Here is a 14307-nt window from a genome sequence, read left to right as displayed (position 1 = left end):
GTCAGAACCACATCTTTATTTCAGTTGAAATAACTGGCGTTTTGTAATCGTTTTCAGGAATATTAACATCCTTATGCTGCATATACTTTACTCTTCCGTGCAACCCGACTCTGGCGAGCATATCCCAGTCAAAACCGAGCCCCACAGCGAAATCCCTGTAATCGATGGGCTTGTGTTCAACGGACGATACATTAACCACATTGGCAGTATACGCTTTCTGTGATCTCCAGTTTTCATAACCTAATAAACCAAGAATGTAAAACTTGGAAGTAATTGCTATGGCCGGCTCCATCCTCAGATAGGTTCCCCAAAGCAACATATCTTTGGGCTTGTCGGAAAAAGCCAGGGGCATAAATGAGGTGGAGACACCGTTTAACGCATAGTAAATGCCGAAAAAGATCTCCCGCGGGTAACCAAGCAGTGGTCCAAAGTCATAGGCCCAGTCTATATCAAAATTAAAGGTGAACTTTTGATGTTGAGGCACAAATGCATTAGCACTGTATACAGTATCGCCACCCGCCGGGGCATAAATATAGGCACTATCACCTTTGTTGCTGTTTTTGTTGTTACCTTCATAAAAAACATTACTCTTTCCACTCAAACTGAGGTTTGCTTTAGCCTGATCGATGTTTTCATAAGGCACAAACCCTTCGTACATCCCAAGATAGTCAGAACGCAGTCCTCCACCCTCAAAACCAACCGGTAATCTATCACGATTTGACTTGAAAGATTCATCTCCCAACCTTCTCTTATATCTATATTTGGAGTCATTAAACAGAGAAATATCTATAGGATCATTTCCCCAGCGGTTATAAGAGGAATGGAAGAGACTGAACAGATCCTGCCCGTTCAGACGGTACGGGAAATAGATCAGATCACGTGAAGATTCCAATTGGAAATGCTGTCCCCAGGTAATCTTCAAATGCCCGTAACCTTTTAATGATGGAGCCACCTGAAGGTTAAACCCAGCCATATTTTTAGTATAGGGAGAAGCTTCTCCACGTCCGATAAATTTACCCGGCCCAAACAGGTTTGCTCCAAAGGGAAAGAACGCATCCACAGGTGTCGCAAAAGAGAGCGGTGAGTAAAAATCTTTGCCGATCACAGCCAGGTCAAGATTGATGGGAAGCAGATATTTGCTTTCCAGCCTGGTGTAAAAGGCAGGATTGAAAAGACCCCATTTGTGCGTTTCATTCACAACGACCTTTGAACCAGCAGAATCCGCTGTACGCCACAACGTGTCGATAAAACTCATCGCCACATCTGCATGAATACTGAGATTGTCCGTAATGGGGCCCTTCAGGTCTATTGATCCAATAATGGGCTCTTTGATAAAGGCTTTTCTCCCTGCAACAGTTTCGCTGTAGCCAAACACACCCCGGAAGAGATTGTTCTTGAATATTTCATCATCATAGAGATATGCCATGAAATTAAGCCCGGGAGTCAACCTTCCAAGAGCTTCAATCGCTGCCAGACGGCTATGGAAAAGATGCCTGTAGGTGTCTCCGATTCCTTTACCCTTAACAAGACCGTTAACATCTGCCAATGCAAGGTCATTTGTAAAATCGACATATTCACGCTCGAAATTATCATATCGCTCATAGGTACTATATAAGAGGTTGAAATAAAGATTCCCCGGAAGATTGATGCTCTCCAGATTTATCCCCTGGAAAGCCTTTTTATTCCAGGCGGCACGCCCTATCCTCTCACCTTTAGCAATGTTGTACTCATAGTAACGGGCGATAGGCTGCTCTATCTCGTAAGGCAGATACTCCCACGCAAACATTCTGGGCTGTGCTTTCCAGATTGTAAGAGGAGATGCCTCGACCCAGTGAACCGCTCCCAGTTTCAACCAGAAAGAAACCGGCACCGTGCGGATTGCTAATCCCGCACTCATATCTTCATGTATAATGGCTGCTTCACCAGTCTTATCATGCCTGGTCGGCGGGATTGTGTCTCCAACTTCCTTTTTATTTATATGATTTCCGGGAAGTGTATGCTGAAAGCCGATTTTTGACCACAGCACTGTATTGCGGCCTGCCCTGGCAACCATCCCAAAACGCAAAAACGACTCATTACCTTCCCAGTTAGACTGAACATAGGACCGGTCCTGTTCCATAAACAGGGGATTTTCGAGCAACTGATGGTACTGGAACTTAATTCTTCCCTCACCGGAAAAAGAAACCGGCATGGAACCTCCAAACATCAGCGTAGATCTTACCTTCGCTTCAAGATCATTTTCAGACAATCCTAGCGAATCCAACATCTCTTTTAATGCCGATGAATCGGGCTCTGTAGAACCCTGGGCATTGGTAGACATCACAAATCCTGCTGCAGAGAGCAGAAGAATAAAGCTGCGAATTTTTCTGGTACTTATCAACCAACCCTCCTTGAGAGTCGTGTGTAGTATGTGCAATTGTTTGTTCCCTTTAATAGTGGAAAATATATTCACATTAGTTCATGCAGGTGAAATTTCACACCTCATTAGTGCCACAAGTCTTTTAATGCTATTTATGGCAGATTCCTGGTTATGGCAGATTCCTGGAAATAAATTTCAGGTAAACAGAGTTCTTTAATATTGCCTAATATAATTAACGTTATATCCTGTATCCATGAATTTTTTTCTCCATCAGGCATCCTTTATCTTCCTTGCCAGACACCGGGAGTATACCTATTTTTAGTATTCAGATATATAAGTCCTGTTAATTCAGCACCAACAAAATGTTTTGCTAAATATCAATCGATTAAATATATTCATGCTACAAAGTTTCGACAAGTATCAGCCGAGAAGTCCTTTTATTACCTGAAACAACAGAAAGGGTGGAGAATGAATCTGAAGAGCTTACTGCCATTTAAAGTTTTGCTCGCCAGCGCAGTTTTCTGCGGTCTTTTGTCCTGCCAATCCGGCCAGAAAAATGAAGGAGAAACCGGTTTCCCCCGCAGTAAGACCCTTTATATAGCCGGGTTCCAGTGGGGAGATCCAAACACATTCAACCCCCTTAACGACTGGCCTGCATTTCCTGTTGGCGGCAACTACAATCTGATGTATGAACCACTGATGAATTTCAATTCTCTGACTGGTGACATAGAACCTCTCCTGGCACGCTCTTATGAGAAAACCCCGGATGTGATCTCTGCGGTTCTGGATTCACGCGCTCGCTGGAGCGATGGGAAACCTCTTACAGCCGAAGATGTAGTATTCACCTATGAAGTAGGAAAGAAGTATCCAGGAGCTCCTACCGCCTATGTATGGAATCATATCTCAAACATCACAGTGGATAATGTGGAAATTGAGGGTGGAAAAGCGGAGAGGATCAATTTCACTATTAATAAGGAAAGAAACAATCCTCTTGTAGTTCTGGACTTTTTCCAGGCTGTCCGCATTATACCCAAACACGTTCTTCAGCCGATGCTCGATTCGCTTGGAGACCTCTCAGCAGTTCAGAAAGACAAAATGGATAAAAACCCGGTTGTCTCAGGACCATATACGCTGGACAGCTATTCCGCTGAGAAGATCGTTTTAAAGCGGCGCGATGATTACTGGGGAACTGTTCTTCATGATGGTAAGCTCCCAAAACCTCAGTACATCATTCACCCGATTTATAAAAGCAATGATCATTTCAGCATCTCTCTGCAGCAGGGGAATCTTGATATCTCCTCTACATTTATCCCCCGTATCTGGCAGAAAGAGAAAAACGGTGTTCGTACCTGGTACTCAAAGGAACCCTATTTTGTTCCTGCTGCGATGGTTATGCTGATGGTTAACCACACCAAGGCTCCTCTTTCAGACAAGAATTTCCGCAAGGCCATGGCACATGCCATAAACTATGCTGATGTCAAAGATCTTGCTTTTTCTCAGTACAGTCTTGATCTCAAACCCGGTCTTATTCTCCCATTTGGAACCGAGGAACCCTATTTCTCAAAAGATGATACAGAAAAGTACGGATGCAAATATGACCCTGAGACGGCAAAGAAGATCCTTGTGGATGCAGGATACAAATCGGTTTTCAAGGCTGATGGGCAGTTGGATTACATGCTCGATCCCAAGGGTAAGAAAATTCCTACTCTGCTTATCAGGTCACCTGCAGGATGGACCGACTGGGAATCTATGGTTCAGATCGCTGTCAAGGGGATGAGGGCTGCCGGAATTGATGTCCGGGAAGGTTTTGTGGATGCATCTGTTTACTTCAACAGCATGCCGACAGCCGAATGGGATCTTCTGCTCCACGCCCCGTCAGTAAATGTCACTCCCTCTCAGCCCTGGGCTCGCTTTGAATCTGTGATGTCATCGAGAAACTGGAAGCCCGCCGGAGAAAAGATGAATGAGAACCAGGGTCGCTACAATCAGCCTGGTACCAAGGAATATAATCCGAAAGTGGACAGCTTGCTGAGAGTGATTCCTACACTGACTGAACAGGAACAGAAAGTTGCCGCATATCAGGAACTGAATGTTATTTTCATGCAGGATCAACCAAGCCTTCCGCTGGTTTACAGACCTGAACAGTTCTATGAATTCAGTGTAAAAAGCTGGACAAATTTCCCGAATGAACAGAATCCTTACACACCCCCGCAGATTCCCTGCTTCGGTGTCGGGACCAAGGCACTCTGGGAAATTGAACCCACTGCGAAATAGGAGTATTCATGCTGAAGCGATATCCAACTCTTAAATACATTTCAAGCAGGGCGGTATGGTATTTCATTACCTTCCTTGCTGCAGTAACCATCAACTTCTTTCTCCCCAGGCTCGGCACCAGTAACCCGGTGGATATTATTATGGCCAAGGTGGGAGCGGGTTTGGATACCGAAGCAGCAAAGGAAAAAGAAGAGTCATACCTTAAAGAATTCGGACTTGTTGAAGTTGATAAAAGCGGAAGCATCATTCGTGATGCTTCCGGTAAACCTGTACGTACCTCAAAACTTAAGCAGTTCATAAACTATATCAGCATGAGCATGAGGGGAGATCTTGGGACTTCATTTCTGAATTATCCCAAGAAGGTTACTGAAATCATCAGTGATGCACTTCCCTGGACTCTCGCTCTTCAGATCCCTACCATTATATTTGGATGGATAATCGGTAATGTTCTGGGAGCTCTGGCAGCTTATCGCAGGGGAATTTTCGACAAAGCGCTTTTCCCTGCTGCTCTGCTTTCCAGTGCGATACCATTTTTTGCCTTTGGAATGATCCTGGTTTATCTCTTCGGAATCGTCTGGCCCATTTTTCCTGCAATCGGGGGCTATGCCGGAGACATAATACCAAGCTTCAGCTGGAAATTTTTCTCCAGTGCGGCATATCACTACGTTCTTCCGTTCCTCTCCATTTTCCTGATCTCAGCTGGAGGCCAGGCAATCGGGATGCGCTCGATGTCAATTTACGAATTAGGAACCGATTACATAAAATACGCAAAATGGCTGGGCATGAAAGAGAATAAGATTCTCTTCTACATGTTCCGCAATGCCATGCTGCCGCAGCTTACCGGGCTGGCTTTGACTCTGGGAACGATGGTTGGCGGTGCACTCATAACTGAAATGATCTTTTCCTACCCCGGTTTAGGAATGGCTGTGCTTACAGCGATTCAGGGAAATGACTACCCACTTATTCAGGGATGTACACTGCTGATTACGATTTGTGTGTTGATTGCCAATTTTACTGTGGATATTCTGATCGGTTTCCTTGATCCACGTGTCAAAGCAGGATTGGGGGGAAAATAAGATTATGAAGTTATTGATGAATCTATTGAAAACACCTGCCTTCTTAATAGGCACAGGTTTATTTCTTGTCACTATCTTTATTGCGTTGTTTTTTCCCATGATATTCGACATCAATACCAACATCAGAGTTGGTGGACCTTATATGCCACCATCCGGTGAACGTATTTTCGGCACAGATCATATGGGCATCGACATGCTGTCTCTTCTTGTCAAGGGACTCCAGTCATCTCTGTACGTTGGATTTCTTGCAGGAATTATCGCTACAATTACAGGTACATTTCTTGGGGTTTATGCCGGGTTTAAAGGCGGTCTGGTTGATGATATTATAAACATGGTCACAAACCTTTTCATTGTTATTCCTCAGTTTGTGGTTTTAATTCTTGTCAGCAGCAGTATGGAAGAGGGGCGTTCGTTGTCTCTGATAGCATTGCTTATCGGACTGACTACCTGGACCTGGAGTGCTCGTGCGGTCCGCGCACAGGCATCGAGCCTTAAGAGCCGTGACCACATCTCTCTGGCAAAGGTAAATGGCGCCGGAACATTTAAAATCGTCTCCATGCATATTCTTCCCTATCTTCTGTCCTATGTTTTCATGGTTTTTATCATGCAGACCGCTTCCGGAATTCTTTCCGAGGCAGCAATCAGCATGATCGGCCTGGGTCCGTTTGACACCGTATCACTGGGCACCATTTTAAATCAGGCCATGCGCAATGAAGCTCTTACTGATGGAGCGTGGTGGGCTTTTATACCGGCGATGGTTCTGGTAACGATTATTGCCTTCGCTTTGTATGTAATCAATACATCGATGGAAGGTGTCTTCAACCCCCGCCTGCGCAAATAGGAGATTAGTAATATGTTAGATGTTCAAAGCAGGACCAGCGAATCGCAAATAGCACAGGAAAGTAAGTCTACGCCCATTTTCGAGGTTGAGGATCTTCATTTGCATTATCTCACCCGCTTTGGAGATAAGATACCGGCTGTGTCCGGAGTTTCTTTTTCCATGCAAAAAGGTGAGATTCTGGGTGTGGCTGGTGAATCAGGATGCGGAAAATCGACTCTGGTAAACGGATGCATGGGTCTTTTTATCCCTCCCCTCAATCCCACCAGCGGTGATGTAAGGGTAGCAGGCGAATCACTGATGGGACGTACTCCCAGTGATATCAGAAGAAACGTACTGGGAAGAAAAATCACCATGATCCCTCAGGGTGCATTTAACTCTCTCAATCCTACCCGCAAAATAAAAGACTTTGCCGCAGACATGATCGAAAGCCATGAGATGGGTTCCAATAAAAAGGAGATCTATGATCGCCTCAAGGAGCGCTTTCGCCTGATCGGGATGGATGAATCGATTCTTAATTCTTATCCGATTCAGATCACTGCAGGAATGCGTCAGAGATCTGTCATCGCGATTTCAACCCTTCTGAATCCACAGATGGTTATTGCTGATGAACCGACATCGGCACTTGATGTGACCACTCAGAAAGCAGTGATCAAAATGATATTTGACCTGCTTGATAAAGAGATCTTCTCCAGCATGATCTTTATCACTCACGAATTGCCCCTTCTGCGTCATGTTTCTGACAGAATCGCGATCATGTATGCGGGTGAGTTTGTTGAGGTCGGTACGACAGAGCAGATTATCTTTGATCCGCGCCATCCTTACACCAGGGCACTGATGGGCGCGATGCTCAGTGCTGAGCCTGGTCAAAAACAGAAAAAACCGGTCGCAATAGAAGGAGCGCCACCGAATCTGGCTAAACCGATTGCCGGTTGCCGCTTTGCAGAGCGCTGTCCTGTCGCCCGGAAAGAGTGTCATGTCAACAAGCAGGAAATACGCATCGTGGGTGATAGACAGGTGAGGTGCGACTATGCAGAATAAGGATATTTTTACGGCGAAAAACATTACCTGTACTTTTGGCCATGGAAAAAAGATGGTCAAAGCTGTGGATGATGTCAGTTTTACAATTGCGGATGAGGAGATAGTTTCTCTTGTTGGCAGTTCTGGCTGCGGAAAAAGTGTTCTGGCCAAAATTATGCTCGGACTTATACATCCTGCCTCAGGTGAATTCCTCTACAATGGTCAGCAGATTGTGAATCAGCGGAAGCACTGGAGGGAAGTGCAGCCTGTATTTCAGGATCCTTTCAGTTGTTTCAATCAATTCTTTACAATCCGCTCTCAACTGAAGGCATCTTTCGGAATTCTGGAAAAGAAGCCATCCGACAAGGAGATGGAGGACAGAGTCGATCAGGCCCTTCTGGCTGTGAATATCAAACCACCTGAGATCGAAGGAAAATATCCGTTTGAGCTTTCAGGTGGACAGATGCAGCGTATGCTTCTGGCAAGGATTTTCATACTCAAACCGAAGGTTCTTATTGCTGATGAACCTACAAGTATGGTGGATGCCTGTGTGAGAGCAAATATCCTTGATTATCTGATGAAACTCAAGGAGGAACTCCGGATGACCATCGTCTTTATCACACATGACATAGGTCTGGCCTATTATGTAAGTGACCGTCTTTTCATCATGTACAAAGGAAAGATAGTTGAGCAGGGTCCGCCGGACGATGTAACTCTGTCACCTAAGAGTGAACACACTGTTCAGCTCCTGGATGATATCCCTGATATACACAAGGAGTGGATCAAGAGGTAATATCAGAAAAAAATCGGTGTTGGGAAGAACCGCTCAGGAGAGGGTTTAATTGCTCCTGGGCGGTTTTTTTATTGAATTTCAATGTCCCGGAGGTGGAGGTGGTTCGGGAATTCCCCAGTCGCTTTTTACATTTCTCAGGGAATTCACTATTATTGCTGTGATGACACCTCCAGCGACAGCCGATGATGCTGCGGTAAACAGGAAGACTTTTTCGGATCTTTTCAGTTTCGAGAATTCAAAAGTCTTTTTTCCATATACTTTTTGCGGAACAGGTTTTACCATATCGTCAGTTTTAGCTGCCTGCTTTGTTAAAGCAGTCCTCACAGAATCGGCTGAAAGTTCTTTTCTGGCAGCAGCATTCTCCACATCAACCGTAACAGTCCTTCTCTGCATGCTCTGAGCCCTGTATGCTTCACCACCGTAATACGATCCACTCTGCTGCCCGGATTGATTATCCTCTTTCTCCGGTTCAGCCTTTACCTGTGAAGCAGAAGTATCATTATTTTCCGGTTCAACAGAGGCTGCATCGGTTTGGGAATCATTTGCCTCCAGGGATGCTCCTGCTTCCGCATCTGACCCATCAAGTGATGAATCCCGGGAAGCATCCTGCTCACCGGAAGCGATAACTGTGTCGGCTTCAGATGATCCGGCTGATAAATTCATGGAATCCTTTACTGCAGTTGTATCAACTGTCTCCTGAGCAGCAATGCCTGAGGTCAGAAAAAAAACAGAGATCATCACCTGGACAACAAATTTCGATATACTGTAACCTGTCACTTTACTTCTCCTCAAATTACCTGATAACATTTACAATTCTTGTTTTAGAATATGACGGAGTCTTAAATCGGGCGATATACATTCCTCTGGAAACTTCTGATCCCATCCTGCCGGTTCCCTCCCAGGTTACAGTATACTTTCCCGCCCTCCTGCGCTCATTTACAAGCTCATAAACAGAGCGACCGCTGATATCGTAAATTCCAATGAATACAGGGCAATCTCCTTTTACCGAGGAAGGAACAGTGTACTGGATTTTCAATGCTGTACCAGCTCCGGTTTTTGCTGTAGTAAATGACCAGCTGTTAAGTTCCTTTACTGCAGGAAACTCACAATTCTGATTCCAGCTTACTTCCAGTTCCCTTTCTTCTTCACCACTATTCAGAGAGAAGGTGTAAGTGGCTGATCTGTTCATATCTATAATGGTTCCACTTACCGGGTCTCTCAGGATCAGGCTTCCACTGTTGTTCCCATCTTTCTCCCAGGAAAGGGTAACCGGCTTTCCGGTCGTACTTTTTATTTTCAGCATCCAGGAATGAGATCCCTTTTTCAAACCAACTATATCTGACATATAAAGGTCATTTCCCCAGTCAGGATGAGAAAAACCGATTTTAAACTGTGAATGAATCGATGGCGGTCTTGGGGAGTCATAAGTATCATAGCCATCAGAGGCGGCTTCGGATGCGCCAAAAACAGAAATATCAGAAAACGCTCCTGTGGAAGCTTTGAAAAGACAGGTCCAGAACTCGGTTTCTTTACTTTTCTTTTTACCCAGAGCTTTTACTCTTTCAGAAGCAGGGTTTATAAAACATGTAACAGAATCCGTTTCAACATAAACCCAGCAGGCCTGCCATGGGTAAAGACGTGCTGTGTCGTTATAAACATGTTTCACAAGATCACGGTTGGAAAAGTACTCACCATTGTTCCAGGTGTCAGGATATTTGTCCTCATACGTAAAATACTGGCGCCGCATAAATCGTGAGGCCGAAACATCAGTAATCCGAATCAGTAAGTTTCCTTTTTTTACAAGTGAATTATCCCAGAATACCGGAAAGGGAAAAGGATTTCCCACACAGTTCCATCCCTTTTTAAGGGAGACAGGAAAAAGCGTATCCGGTTTTATCCCATTCGCCTCATGGGTAAACGAGCGGCTTTCAGTGTGATACAGCCAGCCCCCTTCTCCGCTTCTGATTTCATCAAACCTGATGTATTCTCCGCTTATCGATTCATAACCGTAATAACGCCATTTCGAGGTATCTCCCAAAGCGGTTTTAAATACTGAATAGGAAGATACAGGGGAATAAATCAGAGGAATAGAAACCATGCGGTAAGTTTTCGGAGATGTAAAACTCTGTACAGTAAGAGAAACGGATTCCGGTGCTATAGATCTCCTGGCAGTAAGAAGCGTATCACTTTCCTTTATGAGAAGAATTGAATAAATAATTCCCGAAACTGTGACTTTTTCTCCCGGGATCTGTACATTGTACAGATTTCCATCATATTTAAAACCAAGCGTATCCACCCCCGGTTTACCTCCCTCGCTGAAGAGTAGACTGGCAGTAATACCTTCAGAACCACTAAAAGATATCCGGAGGTCTTCGCCGATCCTGTACTTTGAAATTTCCGGTGAATAAATGGAAGAGAAGTAAAGTGGACTTGGTATAGTACTTAAAGAGTCGATTTTTGCAGAGAAATTTCCACTAACATCTATAAAAGTACACCGGACATAATAAACCTGTGATGGAATCAGACCATTAATGGTTACATCGGTACTGTCAGCACATGGAATAATGATACTACCAGTGGTGGAAAAAGAGGGATCTGTACTGTATTCAATTGCCACCACTGTACTCTCTGTTGTTGTCAGTGTGATTAGTGCTTCGTCAGGTCCACATCTCGAAACCCGGAAAAGCGATGACTGCGGGGCAATGGTATCTGGTACTCTCTTTTCATAGAGGTCTTTAAGATCAAATTCTGAAGTGTTGAAAATTGCCTCGAGTCCGCCAGCCAGGAAGGCGGCAGGAGCATTCCAGTTAATAGCCACCTCATTTGTTGTAAAACTGCAATTATTATCCAGCCATGCTTTCGCGGGAAATATAGGATAGGAATTCGCCGGACAGTACTCCCCGCTTCTTGACTGATTATTGGGTCCACCTACCAGAAAACCCGGAATAGGATCAGGGATACCATCTGCAGTTGAAGGACGATGGTGCGGATTCCTTGCTGATCTTGAACCAAATCCTGTAACGAAACTATACCCTGTAGCATTTCTCCCCAGAAGGTAATCAAGAGAGTGAATGGATGATTCCAAATAGGAGGGATCTTTTGACAAAAGGTATGCAACCAGTGTAGCCATCCCGTAATTTGCCACTACACCATTACTACCCCAGTAAAAATCACCATTTCCGACAGTGGTTTGATATTGGGAGGATTTGATTCTGCTGCGGAATGAATTTGCTAATGATAGAACCCTGCTTTTTGAAAGCGAATCATCAACAGTCACGGCCATCGAATAAAACCCAAGCATCCCCACATCAGGCCATGCAGGGGAACCGTAACTCTTTTGATAAATTTTGCTGTCGTGAGAATAGGCAGAGTCACCAGTAGCCAGGAACAGTTCAACCGCTGCCCAGAAATGCTCGTCTGAGCAGTTCCGATCACCATATTCACCCGTGACTATATCGGGAGGATTTGTAAAAGTGCTGTCAGGATGCTCCAATCCCCAGGAAAAGGCATACTTTGCCGCCTCCAGACAGGAATCTGCAAAGGAGGGTATAAAGTCTCTGTAAATTCTGTAAGCAAGCGCACAAACAGCGGCGAAATCAAATGTAGCTGCTGAACCTTTGCCGATAAAATACCTGGTTTCACTTGCCGATGCAGGCATCAAATCCCCTAAAAAATTTGGCCCGGTAAGTTTGTGATACACTCCCCCATCTGCCGGATCCTGCATTTTTAAAAGCCAGTCCATCTCCCACTTAATCTCATCAAGCAAGTCAGGAAGCAGTCCGCCCGATTCGGGAATGTTAAGGTTAAGAGTGTCAAAATAGGTAGAAAACTGCTGATAGAGCAGAAGGAGAGAATAGGTAGTTATTCCTGCATTAACAACATACTTTCCATAATCACCAGCATCATACCACCCCCTGGGAGCAGAAAAAACCTCCCCCGCCTTCCTTGCACCCTCTTTTCGGGGGTCAGATGCTGCTGAGTTGTGTACAATGACATAGTCATCAAAATGACCTCCATCCCTTTGCCAGATCCCGGCATATTTGGCAGGTAAAGGTGCAGATGCCCTCTGATAATAGAAAGCTCTGATAAGTCCCCTTGACAGAGCACTATGGATATCATTTCTAATGCTGAAAGGGTAGGAAGCGCCAATCCCATTAACATAAACCACATATGTTCCCTCTCTGGTAAAACCGGAAAAATCAGCGATCTTTAAATTTTCACCTGATGAAGTCCAGTATTTCTGGGATGATAGTTCCCCTGAGTAGTATGTGGTTTGAAGATCAGGACTTTTAATAGAAAAATACCAGGTTTCAGGTGAGACCACGACGGCGATTTTTGGACCTGCCGGATAGAAACCAAGCTGATTAAGTCTGATGTTTTCCACACTCGCAGCCCCGGCATGAGAAAGCAGGGCAAAGAAGACGATGATCGGCAAAGACAGCATAAAAAAACGCTTAAGTTGATGACAAATCATCATGACAAATCCATAATTAAAGTGATTAATAATCCCATTTTTCAAAAAGATACTCCATAAAAGACAATCTCCGAATGATTATACAATTAAAACAAGAAACAAGTCTTATAATTGATTTTGTAAAAAAAAGCATTAAGCACAAGTACGGTTTTCATTTATAGTGGCAAAACTCTGTTCTGGATAAAAAGGCGCAGTTTAATATACTCCGATCAACAGACGTAATCTTTATACATATAATGAAGCAGAACATAAAGGTAAGAGATGAAATTATTCAATCCGAAACCACATAAAAGAATTCAGAGAGCAAGATCTAATCTTCTCTCACGGGCACGGGAGCGCCATGGGAATATCCGGCCGTGCGGAAGCTGGGATAAGTGTTTTACAATCGAGGGCAATACACTTCTTTTCTGGTATATTACTCCCGGTGACCAGAGCACACACCTGGTTACTGAAGTGCTGGATAAGGTGGATTGACAAGCGTTTGCAGGAATCCTGACAGTCAGATCACTTTCTTTATTTCACTTAATTCTTCTGGAGACAGATGAGTAAGGTTTTCTTCTGACGGAAAGATCCTCTTTTCTACTTCTTCCCGGTAATTTCTTATTGCTTGCAAAGCCAGATTTCTGAAATCCATGTATTTTTTCGCATGGCGGAACGCATGATGACCTGTTCCAAGTATATCGTTTAAAACCAGTACCTGCCCGTCACAGGACACTCCACTCCCTATTCCGATCACTGGAATTTTGAGCTTCGATGTAATGATCGCAGAAATCTCATCGGGAATCTTCTCAGCAATCAGAAGCACTGCTCCTGCTGCTTCCAGTACTGAGGCGCTCTCTACCAGTTCAAGGGCCTGAGCTTTGTCCCTGCCAAATGTTTTCGCTTTACTGCCATGGATCTGAGGATTGTAACCGATATGTGCACATACATCGATTCCCTTTTCAGCAAGGCAGGAGATCACATTTTTCTTCTCACTCCACCCTTCGACCTTAACACAATCAGCACCTTTATCGATCAGTAGCTCTGCATTTCTGTACGCAGTAAAGGGATCATCAGCAGACCCGAAAGGCATATCCACTATCAGGTAGGCATCCTTAACCCCCCGTCTTACGGCAGCGAGGTGATGCAGCATGTCATCCATGGTCACTTCTTTTTCACTTTCGTAACCCAGGATATTGGTGCCCACACTGTCTCCTACAAGCACACAATCTACCCCGGCTTCATCCTCAAGCTGCGCGGACGGGAAATCGTAGGCAGTCAACATGGTGATCGGTGTTTTGTTTTTTTTGCTATGTAGAAACTCAATTGTCTTTTTCATTCCGTTATCCTCCATCTGTACTTAAAATAATAATAGGGGTATCGGTTTTGATTCCTTATTTCCCTAATTAAAAGTATTCTTAAAGCAGCGCCACCATAATTTATTCTCAATCATCGTAACTTTACTACCCTTGTGCCGGAAATATTTTATTTTAA

General features: G+C 44.4%; 10 protein-coding genes. 6 read left to right on the top strand and 4 right to left on the bottom strand.

The features are described from left to right. Position 1 precedes the first annotated feature (1 nt). The gene (locus tag GX089_05425; GenBank protein NLP01914.1) at positions 2 to 2380 is read right to left on the bottom strand and encodes a hypothetical protein; all 2379 of its coding nucleotides are present in this window, start codon (positions 2378 to 2380) and stop codon (positions 2 to 4) included. A 447-nt stretch (positions 2381 to 2827) separates the two neighbouring features. On the opposite strand from GX089_05425, the gene GX089_05420 reads away from it, so the two are divergent. Genes GX089_05420 through GX089_05400 form a run of 5 tightly spaced genes read left to right on the top strand, consistent with a single transcriptional unit; the run spans position 2828 to position 8360 of the window. Then, positions 2828 to 4633: an ABC transporter substrate-binding protein gene (locus GX089_05420; GenBank protein ID NLP01913.1), complete on the top strand. Its 1806-nt coding sequence runs from the start codon at positions 2828 to 2830 to the stop codon at positions 4631 to 4633. 8 nt (positions 4634 to 4641) lie between these two features. Then, entirely contained in the window at positions 4642 to 5709 is a 1068-nt protein-coding gene (locus GX089_05415) for an ABC transporter permease (GenBank protein NLP01912.1), read from the top strand. Between the two features lies 1 nt (position 5710). Further along, the gene (locus GX089_05410) at positions 5711 to 6550 is read left to right on the top strand and encodes an ABC transporter permease (GenBank protein ID NLP01911.1); all 840 of its coding nucleotides are present in this window, start codon (positions 5711 to 5713) and stop codon (positions 6548 to 6550) included. Between the two features lie 12 nt (positions 6551 to 6562). Continuing rightward, positions 6563 to 7588: an ABC transporter ATP-binding protein gene (locus GX089_05405; protein ID NLP01910.1), complete on the top strand. Its 1026-nt coding sequence runs from the start codon at positions 6563 to 6565 to the stop codon at positions 7586 to 7588. After that, a complete protein-coding gene (locus GX089_05400; protein NLP01909.1) occupies positions 7578 to 8360 on the top strand; it encodes an ABC transporter ATP-binding protein in 783 nt (260 codons plus the stop codon). The genes GX089_05405 and GX089_05400 overlap by 11 nt, the downstream gene beginning before the upstream one ends. A gap of 78 nt (positions 8361 to 8438) precedes the next feature. Here GX089_05400 and GX089_05395 read toward each other — a convergent pair whose 3' ends face one another. Both GX089_05395 and GX089_05390 read right to left on the bottom strand, forming a co-directional pair. Beyond that, complete coding sequence (locus GX089_05395) at positions 8439 to 9137, bottom strand: hypothetical protein (GenBank protein ID NLP01908.1); 699 nt, start codon at positions 9135 to 9137, stop codon at positions 8439 to 8441. A gap of 16 nt (positions 9138 to 9153) precedes the next feature. Beyond that, positions 9154 to 12804, bottom strand: a complete 3651-nt coding sequence (locus tag GX089_05390) for a hypothetical protein (GenBank protein NLP01907.1) — start codon at positions 12802 to 12804, stop codon at positions 9154 to 9156. 291 nt (positions 12805 to 13095) lie between these two features. Between GX089_05390 and GX089_05385 the strand changes: the two genes are divergently transcribed. Continuing rightward, positions 13096 to 13308 (top strand): hypothetical protein, encoded by a 213-nt coding sequence (locus tag GX089_05385; GenBank protein ID NLP01906.1) that lies wholly within the window; start codon positions 13096 to 13098, stop codon positions 13306 to 13308. A 25-nt stretch (positions 13309 to 13333) separates the two neighbouring features. On the opposite strand, the gene panB is transcribed toward GX089_05385, so the two are convergent. After that, positions 13334 to 14152, bottom strand: coding sequence for a 3-methyl-2-oxobutanoate hydroxymethyltransferase (panB, locus tag GX089_05380; protein ID NLP01905.1), 819 nt, complete (start codon positions 14150 to 14152; stop codon positions 13334 to 13336). Between the last annotated feature and the right edge of the window lie 155 nt (positions 14153 to 14307).

This window comes from Fibrobacter sp. (assembly GCA_012523595.1).
In the GTDB taxonomy this organism is placed as follows: Bacteria; Fibrobacterota; Chitinivibrionia; order Chitinivibrionales; family Chitinispirillaceae; genus JAAYIG01.
This window is presented reverse-complemented; position numbering and strand designations above follow the sequence as displayed.